Source organism: Streptomyces sp. NPDC101219, from assembly GCF_044767675.1.
In the GTDB taxonomy this organism is placed as follows: Bacteria; Actinomycetota; Actinomycetes; order Streptomycetales; family Streptomycetaceae; genus Streptomyces.
This window is the reverse complement of record NZ_JBIWOK010000005.1, coordinates 425,825-440,849: the sequence shown is the minus strand read 5'-3', so window position 1 is coordinate 440,849 and position 15,025 is coordinate 425,825. Positions and strand designations below refer to the sequence as shown.

Genomic DNA, 15,025 nt, shown 5'->3' with positions numbered 1-15,025 from the left:
CCCCGCCCGGCGTCGAGTATGTCGAGAAGAGAGATCGCGAGCATGACCGTGCAGACCGAACGGCCGCCCTCCGGCCCGGCGGACGTCCGCAAGGCGGACGACGGGCGGCCCGGCAGGCCGACACCGAGAGCGGCGTCGCGCGTCGGCGCGCTCGCCCCGTACCTGTTGCTGCTGCCCGCCTGTGTGGCCTCCGTGCTGCTGCTCGGCTGGCCGCTGCTCAAGGACGTGCTGCTGTCGTTCCAGAACCTCAACATGACGCAGCTGATCCAGCGCGTCACCGAATGGAACGGAGTCGACAACTACCGGGCGGCCCTCACCAGTGAGGACTTCTGGCGGGTCACCCTTCGCTCGATCCTCTTCACGGCGGTCAACGTCGCCCTGATCATGGTGCTGGGCGCCCTGGTCGGGCTGCTGCTCGCCCGCCTCGGCAAGTGGATGCGGTTCACCCTGCTGCTGGGCCTGGTCCTTGCCTGGGCCATGCCGATCGTGGCCGCCACCACCGTCTACCAGTGGCTGTTCGCGCAGCGCTTCGGCGTCGTCAACTGGGTCCTGGACAAGCTCGGCTGGCACTCCATGGCCGACTACAACTGGACCAGCAGCCAGATGTCGACGTTCTTCGTCATCACCCTGCTGATCGTGTGGATGTCCATCCCGTTCGTGGCGATCAACCTCTACGCGGCGACCACCACCATCCCCAAGGAGCTCTACGAGGCCGCGTCCCTCGACGGCGCCGGCGCCTGGCGGAGCTTCACCACGGTCACCATGCCGTTCCTGCGGCCGTTCCTCTACGCGACCACGTTCCTGGAGGTCATCTGGGTCTTCAAGGCGTTCGTGCAGGTCTACCTCATCAACAAGGGCGGTCCCGACCGGCTCACCGAGATCCTGCCCGTCTACGCCTTCGTCGAGGGTGTCGGCAACCAGCACTACGGCATGGGTGCGGCGATCGCCGTCCTGACCATCGTGATCCTGCTCGCCCTGACCGCCTACTACCTCCGGATCGTGCTCAAGCAAGAGGAGGACGAGCTGTGAAGCGCTCGCTCTTCGGCCGCCTGTGGCCCAACATCACGGCCGCCGTCCTGTTCATCGGCTTCGTCTTCCCCGTGTACTGGATGTTCAACACGGCCCTCAAGCCGACCGGGGACATCCTCTCGGAGGACCCGGTCTGGTTCCCGGCCGACCTCACCTTCGACCACTTCAGTACCGCGATCAACGTCGACCACTTCTGGACCTACGTCGCCAACTCGCTGACCGTCACCGTCCTGGCCGTGGTCTTCTCCCTGGTGATCGCGCTGGCCGGTTCCTTCGCCCTCGCGCGGATGCGCTTCAAGGGGCGGCGCGGCTTCATCATCGGGTTCATGCTGGCCCAGATGGCGCCCTGGGAAGTCATGATCATCGCGATGTACATGATCGTGCGGGACGCGTCCATGCTGAACAGCCTCGTGCCGCTGACGCTCTTCTACATGATGATGATCCTGCCCCTCACCATCCTGACGCTGCGCGGCTTCGTCGCCTCCGTGCCCAAGGAACTGGAGGAGTCCGCGATGGTCGACGGCTGCACCCGGGCCCAGGCGTTCCGCCGGATCATCCTGCCGCTGCTCGCGCCGGGCCTGATGGCCACCTCGCTGTTCGGATTCATCACGGCCTGGAACGAGTTCGCGCTCGTCCTGGTGCTCAACAAGGACCCCGAGGCGCAGACCCTGCCGCTGTGGCTGTCCAGCTTCCAGAGCCAGTTCGGCAACGACTGGGGCGCGACCATGGCCGCCTCGTCGCTGTTCGCCATCCCGATCCTGATCCTCTTCGTCTATCTGCAGCGCAAGGCCGTCAGCGGCCTCACCGCCGGCGCCGTGAAGGGATGACCGCCACCTCATGACGACATTCACCACCGGCACCGACACCCTCACCCGGGACGCGCTCGCCGTCCTGCAACCGGGTTTCGCCGGCACCACCGCGCCCGACTGGGTGCGCCGCCGCCTCGGTGAGGGCCTCGCCTCCGTCGCCCTGTTCGGCCGCAACGTCGCCGGCGCCGAACAGGTCGCCGCGCTCACCGCCCAGCTGCGGGCCGAGCGGGACGACCTCCTGGTCGCCATCGACGAGGAGAGCGGCGACGTCACCCGCCTGGAGGTCCGCACCGGCTCCTCCTTCCCCGGCGCCCACGCCCTCGGCGCCGTCGACGACACCGGGCTCACCCGCGACGTCGCCCGCGAACTGGGCCGCCGGCTCGCCGCCTGCGGCGTGAACTTCAACTGGGCGCCGTCCGCCGACGTCAACGCCAACCCCGCCAACCCGGTGATCGGGGTGCGCTCCTTCGGCGCGGACACCGGCCTGGTCTCCCGGCACACCGCCGCCTACGTCGAGGGCCTGCAGTCCACCGGCGTGGCCGCCTGCGCCAAGCACTTCCCCGGGCACGGCGACACCAACGTCGACTCGCACCACGCCCTGCCGCACATCGACCTCGACGCCACCACCCTGCACGAGCGGGAACTGGAGCCGTTCCGGGCGGCGATCGCGGCCGGCACCCGGGCCGTCATGAGCGCCCACATCCGGGTGCCCGTGCTCGACCCGGACCGTCCCGCCACCCTGTCCCGCCGCATCCTCACCGGACTGCTCCGCGAGGAACTCGGCTACCAGGGCCTCATCGTCACCGACGGCATGGAGATGCAGGCGATCTCCGGCACCTACGGGCTGGAACACGGGGTCGTCCTCGCCCTCGCCGCCGGGGCCGACGCGATCTGCGTGGGCGGTGGGCTGTGCGACGAGGACACGGTGCAGCGCCTGCAGGACGCGCTCGTCACCGCCGTCCGGACCGGCGAACTCGCCGAGGAGCGGCTGGCCGACGCCGCCGCACGGGTCCGCGGCCTGGCCGCGTGGACCACGAGCGTCCGAGACGCGCAGGACACCGCGGGCGGGGAGGAACCGGAGATCGGCCTGTGGGCCGCCCGCCGCGCGGTCACGGTCACCCGCACCGGGTCCGCCGCGCCGGTCACCGGACCGGTGTTCGTGGCCACCTTCAACCCGGCGCCCAACATCGCCGTGGGCGACGAGACGCCCTGGGGGGTCGGCGCGGAGCTGGAGCGGCGGCTGCCGGGCACCGCCACGGGCACGTTCAGCGGCCCCGACGCCGGCGCACAGGCGCTGAAGGCCGCGGGCGGGAGGCGGATCGTCGCGGTGGTCCGCGACGAGCACCGGCACGCCTGGATGGGCACCGCCCTGGACGCCCTGCTCGACGCCGGTCCGGACACCGTTGTCATCGAGATGGGCGTCCCGCAGTCCGCCCCGCGCGGCGCCCTGCACATCGCCACCCACGGCGCGGCCCGCGTCTGCGGGGTGGCCGCCGCGGAGGCGGTCGTGGCGGGCTGACCCGCACCGGCCCCGGCACGGCGCACGGCCGCCCGGTACACGGATCATCCGTGTACCGGGCGGCCGTCGCGCGTCATGCCGCCGGCTGCATCAGCCGGGCCAGCAGGTCGTCCAGGGTCACCATGCCGACCAGACCGCCGGAGCCGTCGCGGACCACCGCCAGGGTGGACCTGCGGCGGCGCAGCACGTCGATCGCGTCGGCGACGGTCGTGCCGGACGTCACCTCGGGCACCGGCCGGGCCAGCTCCCGGGCGCTCGTGACCCGTCCGCGGGCCCGGGCGACCAGGGCGTCCCGGGCGTGCACCGAGCCGAGCACGGCCGCGCCCTCGCGGACCAGCAGACGGGTCCGGTCGTGGTCCGCCGCCACCCGCAGCAGCTCGTCCACCCCGGCGCCGCCGTCGACCGAGACGATGTCCGCGGCCGGCACGGCCAGCCCGCCGACCGGTGTCTCCGGCTCGGTCAGCGACCGGGTCAGCAGCTGCGAGTCCGTCGCGCTGATCAGGCCGAGCCGTTCCGACTCCGCGACCAGGTGGGTGAGCTGCTCCCGGTCGTGGACCGGGGCCAGCTCGTCGCGCGGGGTCACCCGGCACAGCCGCACCAGGGCGTTGCTCACCGCGTTCAGCACCCGGATCAGCGGCCGTACGGCCTTCACCAGGGCCCGGAACGGGGGCGCGAGCAGCATCGCGGACCGCTCGGGGTGGGCGATCGCCCACGACTTGGGCGCCATCTCGCCGACCACCATGTGCAGGAACACCACGACGATCATCGCCACGGCGAACGCCACCCCGTAGCTGAGCGCGCTGGGCAGGCCCAGCCGGTGCAGCAGCGGGTCCAGTTCGTGCGAGATGGCCGGCTTGGACACCGAGCCCAGGCCCAGGGTGCACACGGTGATGCCCAACTGGGCGCCGGCGAGCATCAGCGACAGCTCGCGCATCCCGGCCAGCGCGGCACCGGCACCGCGCCGCCCGTCGGCCGCCGCCTTCTCCATGCGGTGCCGTTTCGCGGCCACCAGGGCGAACTCGGCGGCCACGAAGAACCCGCTGCCGATCAGCAGCAGCACGGTCACGAAGAGCGCCGTCGGGAAACTCATGAGCCCTCCTCGGCCGGGTGGAGTTCACCGGTGAGCGACGTGATCCGTACGCGTTCGGCCACGTGCCGGTCGAGCGTGCGCACGTCCAGCACCGCGTGGCCGCCGTCGGGCAGTTCGACGGTCACCCGGTCGCCGACCGTGGGGAAGCGGCCCAGCCGGTCCACGATCAGACCGGCCACCGTCTCGTAGTCGTCCTCCTCGGGCAGCCGGATGCCGGTCGCCTCGGCCACTTCGTCCAGCCGGCGGCCGGCGTCCACCAGCCAGCCGTCGCCGTCGGCCACCGCGAGCTGCGCGACCGTGTCGCTCTCGTCGGCGATGTCCCCGACGAGCTCCTCGGCGATGTCCTCGTAGGTGACGATGCCCGCGACGCCGCCGTGCTCGTCCAGGACGACGGCGAACTCGTCGTCCTGCTCGCGCATCCGCGCGACCGCGTCCGGCAGTTCCAGGGTGTCCGGCAGCAGCAGGGGGCTGCGTGCCACCCCGGCCGCGGTGGCACCGGCCAGCTCGGCGGCGGGCAGCGCCATCAGCTCCCGGACGCCGACCACGCCGGTGACGTCGTCCGGGTGGTCGCCCAGCACCGGGTAGTTGGAGTGGCCGTGGGCGGCGATCAGCCGGACCGCCTCCTCGGCGCCGGCGTCCCCGCGCACGAACACGGCGTCCCGGCGCGGCACCATCACCTCGTGCAGGGTGCGCTCGGAGAACTCCAGCGCGTGGTCGAGCAGGGTGGCGGTGTCCCGGGGCAGGGCGCCGTTCTCGTGGGACTCGCCGATCAGGTGGCCCAGCTCCTCCAGGGTGGCGCCGTGGTGCAGTTCCTCGACCGGTTCGATGCCGATCCGGCGCAGCAGCCGGTCGGCCGCTCCGTCGAAGACCCGCACCAGCGGGCCGACGACCTTCAGATACGCCAGGGTGGAACCGGCCAGCGCCTTGGCCAGCCGCTCCGGCACGGCGATCGCCAGGTTCTTCGGGGCCAGCTCGCCCAGCACCATCTGCACGATCGTGGCCAGCACGAAGGCGAGCACCACGGAGATGCCGCTGACGGCCGAGTCCGGCAGTCCCACGCCGGACAGGACGGGCCGCAGGAGGGCGGACACCGACGGCTCGGCGATGAAGCCGACGACCAGGCCGGTGACGGTGATGCCGAGCTGCGCGCCCGACAGCATGAAGGACAGCCGCTCCAGTACCTTCAGGGCGCGGGCGGCCTGCCGGTTCCCGGCCTCGGCCTCACGGGCGAGGGCGAGCCGGTCGGCGGAGACGTAGGCGAATTCCTGGGCGACGAAGTAGCCGGTGCCGGCGGTGAGCACGAACACGGCGAGGACGCCCAGCAACGCTTCGGCGGCACTCATCGAACACCATCCCGTCGCGTGCCGCGGTCACTCGAGTGGTGACGGGATGGTCGGGGACTGGGTCCCGGGGGGTCCGTCGATCTGGCGGACACGTGCGCACTCCTCCTACAGGTCGGTCTCGGTGGCAACGATTATGACCGGGCCTGTGTTCCCGGGCAGACCGGGCCGGTGCCAGGAGGCACCGGCCCGGCCCGGAGGCCGTGCGGTGTGGCGCGGCGGTACGGCCCGGATCAGAGGTCGAACTCGTGCGGCGGCAGGTCGAGCGCGTAGCACGCCTCGCGCACGACGGCCTGCTCGTCCTTGTCGAAGTCGCCGTCGGCGCCGCCGATGACGATGCCGATCTGGATCACGGCGCGCGCCTCGGCCGGCTTCTTCTTGGCCTTGGCGACCTCCTGGAGCACGCTGACCTTGCCGAAGGCGAAGTCGGCGGTCAGCTTGTTCAGGTTCTCCTCGAAACGCCGGCGCAGGTCGTCGGCGGGGAAGTTCTGCAGTACGTCGTTGGTCCCGATGAGCTGGGCGACGCGCTGCCGCTCGGACGGGTCGACGGTGCCGTCGGCCGCGGCGACCAGGGCGCACATGGCCATGCTCGCGTCCCGGAAAGCGCCGCTCTTGAGGTCGTTCTTCTTCGCCACCAACTGGTTCTGCATCTGCGACGCGGAATCCTTGAGACGGTCCCACAGGGCCATGCCCACTCCATGTTTCTCGGTCTGCTCGGTCTGCTCGGCGCCCGGGTGTCCCCGTGCACCGGAGCGCCCGGTCCGCCTCGACGGCGAACCCGGCCCCCATATGTCTACAGCACTGTAGAAACTAGCGGTCCGGCGGAGAAGTTCCCCTCCTTGCCGCACCATCGCGCCGGATGCGGACGATATCCGGACACGGCCCGCGGAGTGGGTGCCCCGGGCGATGGCGGAGCGTGTCGTTGTTGGGCCGAACGGGTGACCATGCGTAAGAATTGCCCGATGCAGACAGCGAGCGCGACCCAGGACGGAGCATGCCGGTGAGCAGCCACGACGTCACCGACGAACAGTGGGCGGGCCTGGCCCAGGTCGTGCCGCTGCGGGGCCGCGACGCCTGGCCGTCCGAGGTGGACCACCGGTCCCTGCCCGAGGCCGAGACACAGGCCCGCCGCCGCTTCGTCGTCCTGCGCGTGAACGTCTTCGCGGACGCGCGCGACGTCGCCGAGACCCTCATGTCGGGCATACCCGTCCTGCTCGACCTCACCGGCGCGGAGACGGACGTCGCCAAACGCGTCCTGGACTTCAGCACCGGGGTCGTCTTCGGCCTGGCCAGCGGCATGCACCGGGTCGACCGGAACGTGTTCCTGCTCACCCCGGCCGGCATGGAGGTGACCGGCCTGATGGAGGGGGTCGGGGTCCCGGGAGCGTGAACGCCCGCCCCGCCCGCGCCGCGCGGCCCCGGCCGGCCGCGCGCGGGCGTGCCGGGGTGCGGGAGGGCGTGCGCGGCGCCGGGGGCCGCCTCGCCGTTCGTGGGAAGCCCGCACGAGCGGAACGGTTCGCCCCGGGAGCGGGGCCCTAACGTCCCGCCCATGACCCCGACTTCCCCCACCGTCGGCCGTCTCCGGCCGCTCCCGGACCTCCCCGCGCCCGGTGCCGTCCCAGCAGACCCCCGCCCCGACCGGCCGCGCGTGACCGAGCTGCTGCTGTCGGCGTTCGCCGGCCACCGGGGCGTCACCCTGCCGCTCGGGCCGCTCACCCTCCTCGCCGGCCCCAGCGGCAGCGGCAAGAGCACCGCCCTGCGGGCCTACGAGGCGCTCGCCCGGCTCGGTGGCGGGGCACGGCTCGACGACGCGTTCCCCGCACCCGGCGCCTGCGTCCCGGAACGGTCCCGGGCCGACGCCCAGCACCGCCGTGGCTTCCGCATCGGATGCACCGCCGACGGACACGAGGGGCCGGTCCGCCTGGAGGTCGCCGTCCAGGCCGAACCCTGCCTGCGCATCGTGGGGGAGCGGCTCACGGCCGGCGGCCGGGTCCTGCTGGAGACCGCGCTGCGCGACCCCGGGCGCCGCGTGGTGCAGGCCGCCTGGCACACGGCCGGGGCGACCCCGGTCACCCGCGGCCCGCTCCCCGACGACCACCTCGGCACCGCGCTGCTGCCGCTGCGCGTCGCGGGCCGGACGCCCGGGCAGCGCCGGGTGCTCGCCGCCGCCGAGCAGATGGTCGTCGCCCTGCGCTCCGTCTTCCCCTGCGACCCCCGGCCCGGCCGCATGCGGGCCCCCGCCCCGGCCGGCGACGGGCGGCTCCGGCGCGGCTGCGACAACCTCGCCGACGTGCTCTCCCGCACCCGCGCGGAATGCGGGCGGCGCCACGCCCTGCTCGTCGCCGCCCTCCGCGCGGGCTGCGCCGGACCGGTCACCGACCTGCTCGCCGAACCGTCTCCCGGCGGGCGGATCCGCGCCCTGCTCGACCGCGGCACCGGGGTGCGCACCGAGCTCGGGCGGCTGGGCGACGGCGAACTGCGGTACGTGGCGCTCGCCCTGGTCCTGCTCACCGGGCCCGGCGTGCTGGAGGTGGACGCGCCCGGGGAGGTCCCCGCGGCCCTGCAGACCCTCACCGTGCTCGCCGACGGCCTCGACCGGGGGCTCGACCCCGGCCAGCGCGCCGAACTGCTGCGACTGGCGGCGCGGATGTGCGAGCGCGGGCACATCCGGCTGGCGGGGACGGTGAGCGACCCGTCCTGGGCCGTGGGGGTGGACGGAGTGACGGTGGTACACCTGGACCGTGACTGATCCACACGACGACGGCCCGCCCGCGCCGCCCCTCGACCTACCGGGACTGCAGCGCCGCCTCGCCGAGTTCGCGGCGGCGCGCCACTGGCAGCCGTACCACACGCCGAAGAACCTCGTCGCCGCACTCAGCGTCGAGGCGTCCGAACTGGTCGAGATCTTCCAGTGGCTGACGCCGGAGGAATCGGCCCGGGTGATGGACGACCCGGACACCGCGCACCGCGTCACCGACGAGGTCGCCGACGTGCTGGCCTACCTCCTCCAGTTCTGCGAGGTCCTGGGCGTGGATCCGCTGGCCGCGCTCAGCGCCAAGATCGACCGCAACGAGCACCGCTTCCCGGCCTGAGCCCTCACCGGGAGGCAAGCGCTCCGCTTTCACTCTCCGCATGCGATCACCCCGGCAGTGGAACGTTCGTATCCCCCGATTTCGGCCTTCCTCTGGCTTTCTGTATCGAGCTCTCTCACTCTGGGTAATGGACAAGGGAGTTCAGGTGGACGCGTGGGCAGCGCGTTCGGATCGGACGGGGGCAGCGCATGGACGCTGTGCGTCTCATCATGACGAGCAGAAGCGCCCTGGCCGCGAGCACCGACCTGCCGGGACTGCTGACCGAGGTGTGGCAGGCGCAGGCACTCGCCCAGGCGATCGGCAGCCGTCTCGCGGTCTCCGGACCGCCCGAACTGCGGGGCGAGGCACTGGGGTTGACGGAGCTGGCGGGCCGCGGCTGCGGCGTGCTCGACACCCCGGACCTGAAGCCGGGCGAACTGCGCGCCGCCCGGCTCACCGAGCTGGGCGAGGCCCGCCCGTCCCTGCTGCACCTCGGCGGCCTCCTCGGCGACGTCGGCATCGCCCTGGTCGGCCTCGCCTGCGCCGCGCGGGACGAGGCCACGTACTGGCAGTGCATGGAAGCCATCGACGCCGCGGACGAGTCCCGCGACCGTGTCCTGGACATGCTCCGCAAACTGGCCGACCGCGAGGCGGCGTTACCCGAGCGGGAGCCGCGCTGACCCGCACTCCCGCCGTCCCCGCCCCCCGACCACCAGGCCCCGCACATCGGGACGGGGCACCGGCCCGGTCATACCGGGGTCGCCGGACCGGCCCCGATTTCACCCGACCGTGGAGCGGGGCCTTCACCCGACGGTGGAGCGGGGCGCGCGGCCCGCCGAGCCGGGGCAGGGTGCCCGGGCCCGGACCGTGCAGGATGGAGGCATGGATCTGCGTATCTTCACCGAGCCCCAGCAGGGGGCCACCTACGACACCTTGCTCACCGTCGCCAAGGCCACCGAGGACCTCGGGTTCGACGCCTTCTTCCGGTCCGACCACTACCTCAAGATGGGCTCAGTCGACGGCCTGCCCGGCCCCACCGACGCGTGGATCACCCTGGCCGGCCTTGCCCGCGAGACCAGCCGCATCCGGCTCGGCACCTTGATGACCGCGGCCACCTTCCGCCTCCCCGGCGTCCTCGCCATCCAGGTCGCCCAGGTCGACCAGATGTCCGGCGGACGCGTCGAACTCGGGCTGGGCGCGGGCTGGTTCGAGGAGGAGCACAAGGCGTACGGCATCCCCTTCCCGAAGGAGAAGTTCGGCCGCCTGGAGGAGCAGCTGGAGATCGTCACGGGACTGTGGGCCACCGGCCCCGGCAAGACCTTCGACTTCCACGGCACCTTCTACGACCTCACCGGCTCGCCCGCCCTGCCCAAGCCGGTCCAGTCCAGGATCCCGGTGCTCATCGGCGGCCACGGCGCCGTCCGCACCCCCCGGCTGGCCGCCCGGTACGCCGACGAGTTCAACATGCCCTTCGCGTCCGTCGAGGACAGCGAGCGGCAGTTCGGCCGGGTCCGCGCCGCCGCGAAGGAGGCGGGCCGTGACCCGGAGGGCATCGTCTTCTCCAACGCCCTGGTCGTCTGCGTCGGCAAGGACGACGAGGAGGTCGCCCGCCGGGCGGCCGCCATCGGCCGGGAGGTCGACGAGCTCAAGGCCAACGGTCTGGCGGGCTCCCCGGCCGAGGTCGTCGACAAGATCGGGCGGTACGCCGAGACCGGCTCCCGGCGCATCTACCTCCAGGTGCTGGACCTGCACGACCTCGACCACCTGGAGCTGATCTCCGCCCAGGTCCAGTCGCAGCTGTCGTAGGCCCGCCGGCCCCGTCCCGTGAACGAGGGCCCCGGCACCCCTCGAACGGGACCGCCCGCGCGCCGGGCGGTCCCGTTCCGCGTACCCCGCCCGGAAATTCCGGAGGCATTCCCCACGGATCCCGGTACCTTGGCACGACGCGCCGGATCACCGCGCGTTCCCGCACTTCAGAAGGTGTCCGAGGGGTACCCACCGTGTTCCTGACGATCAGCACCACCGGCGTTCCCGAGCGCCCCGCGACCGACCTCGGTTTCCTGCTGCACAAGCATCCCGACAAGGCGCAGTCGTTCTCCACCTCCTGCGGGCGGGCGCACGTCTTCTACCCCGAGGCCGACGAGGAACGCTGCACGGTGGCGCTGCTGCTCGAGGTGGACACGGTGGCCCTGGTCCGCCGGGGCAAGGGCAAGGGCCGCGGCGGCGCACCCGACGCCGCCCTCGCCCAGTACGTCAACGACCGCCCCTACGCGGCCTCCTCGCTGCTCGCGGTGGCCCTGGGCAACGTCTTCTCCAGCGCCCTGCGCGGGGTGTGCAACGCCCGCCCCGAACAGCCCGGCCTGCCGCGTCCGCTGCGCGTCGAGGTGCCGGCCCTGCCCGCCCGCGGTGGCCCCGCGCTCGTCCACCGGCTCTTCGAGCCGCTCGGCTGGACGGTCACGGCCGACCCGGTCGCGCTGGACACGGAGTTCCCCGAGTGGGGCGATTCCCGGTACGTGCGGCTCGTCCTGGAGTCGGAGACGCTCACCCTCGCCGAGGCCCTGCGCCACCTCTACGTGCTGCTGCCGGTCCTCGACGACGCCAAGCACTACTGGGTCGCCCCCGACGAGGTGGACAAGCTGCTGCGCGTCGGCGAGGGCTGGCTGCCCCGCCACCCGGAGCAGCGCCTGATCACCAGCCGCTACCTCACCCGCCGCTGGTCGCTGACCCGGCAGGCGCTCGAACGCCTGGAACTGGTGCGGCTCGCGGAGGCCGACGACAGCGACGTCCAGGACATCGACAACGCGGTCGCCGACGAGAGCGCGACCGAGGAGAAGCCGACTCCGCTCGCCGTGCGGCGCCGGGAGGCGATCCTCACCGCGCTGCGCGCCGCCGGAGCCGCCCGGGTGCTCGACCTCGGCTGCGGCCAGGGCCAGTTGGTGCAGGAACTGCTCCGCGACCCGGCGTACACCGAGATCGTCGGCGTCGACGTGTCGATGCGCGCCCTGACCATCGCGTCCCGGCGGCTGAAACTGGACCGCATGGGGGAGCGGCAGGCGGCCCGGGTGAAGCTCCTGCAGGGCTCGCTCGCCTACACCGACCGCCGGCTCAAGGGGTACGACGCGGCCGTGCTGAGTGAGGTGATCGAGCACGTCGACCTGCCCCGGCTGTCCGCCCTGGAGTACGCCGTGTTCGGTGCGGCCCGCCCCCGCACCGTCCTCGTCACGACGCCGAACGTCGAGTACAACGTGCGCTGGGAGACCCTGCCGGCCGGCCACGTCCGGCACGGCGACCACCGCTTCGAGTGGACCCGCGCGGAGTTCCGCGCCTGGGCCGCCGAGGTGGCCGGACGGCACGGCTACGACGTGGAGTTCGTGCCCGTAGGCCCCGACGACCCCGAGGTCGGACCACCCACCCAGATGGCCGTGTTCACCACCGGCACCGAGAAGGAGGCGAAAGCCGCATGACCACCGCGACACCCGGGACCACCGCCGCGCGTGCCGACGGCCGCGTCCTGCCCGTCACCGACCTCTCCCTGGTGGTGCTCGTCGGCGCCTCCGGCTCCGGCAAGTCCACCTTCGCCCGGCGCCACTTCAGGCCGACCGAGATCCTCTCCTCCGACTTCTGCCGCGGGCTCGTCGCCGACGACGAGAACGACCAGAGCGCCAGCCGCGACGCCTTCGACGTGCTGCACTACATCGCCGGCAAGCGGCTGGCCGCCGGCCGCCGCACCGTCGTCGACGCCACCAGCGTCCAGCAGGAGTCCCGCAAGCAGCTCATCGAGCTGGCCAAGCGGCACGACGTACTGCCCATAGCCATCGTGCTCGACGTACCCGAGGAGGTGTGCGCCGAGCGCAACGCGGCCCGCACCGACCGCGCCGACATGCCCCGCCGGGTCATCCGCCGGCACACCCGCGAACTGCGCCGGTCGCTGCGCCACCTGGAGCGCGAGGGCTTCCGCAAGGTGCACGTGCTGCGCGGCGTGGAGGAGGTGGAGCAGGCCACCGTCGTCACCGAGAAGCGGTTCAACGACCTGACCCACCTCACCGGCCCCTTCGACGTCATCGGCGACATCCACGGCTGCTCCGCCGAACTGGACGCCCTGCTCGGCAAGCTGGGCTACACCGACGGCGTGCACCCCGAGGGCCGCACCGCCGTGTTCGTCGGCGACCTCGTCGACCGCGGCCCGGACAGCCCCGGCGTGCTGCGGCGGGTGATGGCCATGGTCCGGTCGGGCGACGCGCTGTGCGTGCCCGGCAACCACGAGAACAAGTTCGGCCGGTACCTCAAGGGCCGCAAGGTGCAGCACACCCACGGACTCGCCGAGACCATCGAGCAGATGGACGGCGAGAGCGAGGAGTTCCGCGCCGAGGTGCGGGAGTTCATCGACGGGCTCGTCAGCCACTACGTCCTCGACGGCGGCCGGCTGGTGGTCTGCCACGCCGGCCTGCCCGAGAAGTACCACGGCCGCACCTCCGGCCGGGTCCGCAGCCACGCCCTGTACGGCGACACCACCGGCGAGACCGACGAGTTCGGCCTGCCCGTGCGCTACCCGTGGGCCGAGGACTACCGCGGCCGGGCCGCCGTCGTCTACGGCCACACGCCCGTCCCGGAGGCCACCTGGCTCAACAACACGATCTGCCTGGACACCGGCGCCGTGTTCGGCGGCAAGCTGACCGCGCTGCGCTGGCCGGAGCGGGAACTGGTCGACGTACCGGCCGAGCGGGTCTGGTACGAGCCGGCCCGCCCGCTGCGCACGGAAGCCCCCGGCGGCCAGGACGGCCGCCCGCTGGACCTCGCCGACGTGCACGGCCGGCGCGTCGTCGAGACCCGGCACGCCGGCCGGGTGTCGGTGCGCGAGGAGAACGCGGCGGCGGCCCTGGAGGTCATGAGCCGGTTCGCGATCGACCCGCGCCTGCTGCCCTACCTGCCGCCCACCATGGCCCCCACGGCCACCTCGCGGCTGGAGGGCTACCTGGAGCACCCCGAGGAGGCGTTCGCCCAGTACCACCAGGACGGCGTCGCCCGGGTGGTGTGCGAGGAGAAGCACATGGGCTCGCGCGCCGTCGCCCTGGTGTGCCGGGACGCGGACACCGCCCGCGCCCGGTTCGGCGCCGACGGCCCCACCGGCTCCCTGTACACCCGCACCGGACGGCCGTTCTTCGACGACGCCGCCGTCACCGAGGAGATCCTCGGCCGGCTGCGCGCCGCGGTCACCGGGGCCGGGCTGTGGGAGCGGCTGGAGACGGACTGGCTGCTGCTGGACGCCGAGCTGATGCCCTGGTCGCTGAAGGCGTCCGGGCTGCTGCGGTCCCAGTACGCGGCGGTCGGCGCGGCCTCCGGCGCGGTGTTCCCCGGCGCCCTGACGGCGCTGGAGGGCGCCGCGGCCCGCGGGGTCGACGTGACGGACCTGCTGGGCCGCCAGCGCGAACGGGCCGAGGCCGCCGACGCGTTCACCCGCGCCTACCGGCGCTACTGCTGGACCACCGACGGCCTCGACGGGGTGCGCCTCGCGCCGTTCCAGCTGCTGGCCGTGCAGGGCCGCAGTCTCGCCGCGCTGCCCCACGACGAGCAGCTCGCCCTGATCGACCTGCTGGTGGAGCACGACGCCACCGGTCTGCTGCACACCACCCGGCGGCTGTACGTCGACACCGGCGACCCGGAGTCGGTGCGGGCGGGCGTCGACTGGTGGCTGGAGATGACCGGACGCGGCGGCGAGGGCATGGTCGTCAAGCCGGTCGGCGCCCTGGTCCGCGGACCCGAGGGCCGGCTGGTGCATCCCGGCATCAAGTGCCGGGGCCGCGAGTACCTGCGCATCATCTACGGCCCCGAGTACACCCGGCCGGAGAACCTGGCACGCCTGCGCGGCCGGTTCCTCAACCACAAGCGGTCCCTCGCGGTCCGGGAGTACGCGCTCGGCCTGGAGGCCCTGGACCGGCTCGCCGAGGGCGAGCCGCTGTGGCGGGTGCACGAGGCGGTTTTCGGGGTGCTCGCCCTGGAGTCCGAGCCGGTGGACCCGCGGCTTTAGGGTCTTTCGTTCGGATCAGGCCGGATCAGGGAGCGGGGTCCGGTGATGGGGGTACCTCCCACGCCGTTCAGGCAGTGGGGGCGGCTCGCAAGGCGGAGGAGGGCGGCAGGGCGGAGCCCTGACAACCGACGGCAACGCGGCG

13 protein-coding genes are annotated in these 15,025 nt (G+C 73.0%); 10 read left to right on the top strand and 3 right to left on the bottom strand.

The features are described 5' to 3' along the window. The first annotated feature begins 42 nt into the window (after positions 1–42). Genes ACIRPP_RS12760 through ACIRPP_RS12750 form a run of 3 tightly spaced genes read left to right on the top strand, consistent with a single transcriptional unit; the run spans position 43 to position 3,357 of the window. The gene (locus ACIRPP_RS12760) at positions 43–1,029 is read left to right on the top strand and encodes a sugar ABC transporter permease (RefSeq protein WP_362097226.1); all 987 of its coding nucleotides are present in this window, start codon (positions 43–45) and stop codon (positions 1,027–1,029) included. After that, positions 1,026–1,856 carry a carbohydrate ABC transporter permease gene (locus ACIRPP_RS12755; protein WP_403640992.1) on the top strand — a complete coding sequence of 277 codons (831 nt, stop codon included), beginning with the start codon at positions 1,026–1,028 and terminating at the stop codon, positions 1,854–1,856. The genes ACIRPP_RS12760 and ACIRPP_RS12755 overlap by 4 nt, the downstream gene beginning before the upstream one ends. A gap of 10 nt (positions 1,857–1,866) precedes the next feature. Then, complete coding sequence (locus tag ACIRPP_RS12750; RefSeq protein ID WP_403640989.1) at positions 1,867–3,357, top strand: glycoside hydrolase family 3 protein; 1,491 nt, start codon at positions 1,867–1,869, stop codon at positions 3,355–3,357. 73 nt (positions 3,358–3,430) lie between these two features. Here ACIRPP_RS12750 and ACIRPP_RS12745 read toward each other — a convergent pair whose 3' ends face one another. From ACIRPP_RS12745 to ACIRPP_RS12735, 3 genes are all read right to left on the bottom strand, one after another. Next, positions 3,431–4,447, bottom strand: coding sequence for a hemolysin family protein (locus tag ACIRPP_RS12745; RefSeq protein ID WP_403640987.1), 1,017 nt, complete (start codon positions 4,445–4,447; stop codon positions 3,431–3,433). Then, positions 4,444–5,790, bottom strand: a complete 1,347-nt coding sequence (locus tag ACIRPP_RS12740) for a hemolysin family protein (RefSeq protein WP_403640984.1) — start codon at positions 5,788–5,790, stop codon at positions 4,444–4,446. Before ACIRPP_RS12740 ends, ACIRPP_RS12745 begins: the two co-directional genes overlap by 4 nt. A 230-nt stretch (positions 5,791–6,020) precedes the next feature. Beyond that, the gene (locus tag ACIRPP_RS12735; RefSeq protein ID WP_403640982.1) at positions 6,021–6,476 is read right to left on the bottom strand and encodes a tellurite resistance TerB family protein; all 456 of its coding nucleotides are present in this window, start codon (positions 6,474–6,476) and stop codon (positions 6,021–6,023) included. A 305-nt stretch (positions 6,477–6,781) separates the two neighbouring features. Here ACIRPP_RS12735 and ACIRPP_RS12730 point away from each other — a divergent pair, with 305 nt between their 5' ends. The 7 genes from ACIRPP_RS12730 (at position 6,782) to ACIRPP_RS12700 (ending at position 14,883) form a co-directional block, all read left to right on the top strand. Further along, positions 6,782–7,177: a cell division protein SepF gene (locus ACIRPP_RS12730; RefSeq protein WP_403640979.1), complete on the top strand. Its 396-nt coding sequence runs from the start codon at positions 6,782–6,784 to the stop codon at positions 7,175–7,177. Between the two features lie 159 nt (positions 7,178–7,336). Further along, the gene (locus ACIRPP_RS12725) at positions 7,337–8,536 is read left to right on the top strand and encodes an ATP-binding protein (RefSeq protein ID WP_403640976.1); all 1,200 of its coding nucleotides are present in this window, start codon (positions 7,337–7,339) and stop codon (positions 8,534–8,536) included. Continuing rightward, entirely contained in the window at positions 8,529–8,879 is a 351-nt protein-coding gene (locus ACIRPP_RS12720) for a nucleotide pyrophosphohydrolase (protein WP_403640973.1), read from the top strand. The genes ACIRPP_RS12725 and ACIRPP_RS12720 overlap by 8 nt, the downstream gene beginning before the upstream one ends. Before the next feature lie 188 nt (positions 8,880–9,067). Beyond that, positions 9,068–9,538, top strand: a complete 471-nt coding sequence (locus tag ACIRPP_RS12715; RefSeq protein ID WP_403640970.1) for a DUF6099 family protein — start codon at positions 9,068–9,070, stop codon at positions 9,536–9,538. Positions 9,539–9,740: 202 nt separating this feature from the next. After that, positions 9,741–10,664, top strand: coding sequence for an LLM class F420-dependent oxidoreductase (locus tag ACIRPP_RS12710; protein WP_403640968.1), 924 nt, complete (start codon positions 9,741–9,743; stop codon positions 10,662–10,664). A 194-nt stretch (positions 10,665–10,858) separates the two neighbouring features. After that, positions 10,859–12,322 (top strand): 3' terminal RNA ribose 2'-O-methyltransferase Hen1, encoded by a 1,464-nt coding sequence (locus tag ACIRPP_RS12705; RefSeq protein WP_403640965.1) that lies wholly within the window; start codon positions 10,859–10,861, stop codon positions 12,320–12,322. Next, positions 12,319–14,883, top strand: a complete 2,565-nt coding sequence (locus ACIRPP_RS12700; RefSeq protein ID WP_403640962.1) for a polynucleotide kinase-phosphatase — start codon at positions 12,319–12,321, stop codon at positions 14,881–14,883. The genes ACIRPP_RS12705 and ACIRPP_RS12700 overlap by 4 nt, the downstream gene beginning before the upstream one ends. Positions 14,884–15,025: the final 142 nt, after the last annotated feature.

Bases quoted from the DNA above. Each gene is read 5' to 3' on its own strand.
- ACIRPP_RS12715 (WP_403640970.1), top strand. From the start codon at position 9,068: ATGGACGCTGTGCGTCTCATCATGACGAGCAGAAGCGCCCTGGCCGCG.
- ACIRPP_RS12710 (WP_403640968.1), top strand. From the start codon at position 9,741: ATGGATCTGCGTATCTTCACCGAGCCCCAGCAGGGGGCCACCTACGAC.
- ACIRPP_RS12760 (WP_362097226.1), top strand. From the start codon at position 43: ATGACCGTGCAGACCGAACGGCCGCCCTCCGGCCCGGCGGACGTCCGC.
- ACIRPP_RS12750 (WP_403640989.1), top strand. From the start codon at position 1,867: ATGACGACATTCACCACCGGCACCGACACCCTCACCCGGGACGCGCTC.
- ACIRPP_RS12730 (WP_403640979.1), top strand. From the start codon at position 6,782: ATGCCGGTGAGCAGCCACGACGTCACCGACGAACAGTGGGCGGGCCTG.
- ACIRPP_RS12700 (WP_403640962.1), top strand. From the start codon at position 12,319: ATGACCACCGCGACACCCGGGACCACCGCCGCGCGTGCCGACGGCCGC.
- ACIRPP_RS12735 (WP_403640982.1), bottom strand. From the start codon at position 6,476: ATGGCCCTGTGGGACCGTCTCAAGGATTCCGCGTCGCAGATGCAGAAC.
- ACIRPP_RS12725 (WP_403640976.1), top strand. From the start codon at position 7,337: ATGACCCCGACTTCCCCCACCGTCGGCCGTCTCCGGCCGCTCCCGGAC.
- ACIRPP_RS12745 (WP_403640987.1), bottom strand. From the start codon at position 4,447: ATGAGTTTCCCGACGGCGCTCTTCGTGACCGTGCTGCTGCTGATCGGC.
- ACIRPP_RS12740 (WP_403640984.1), bottom strand. From the start codon at position 5,790: ATGAGTGCCGCCGAAGCGTTGCTGGGCGTCCTCGCCGTGTTCGTGCTC.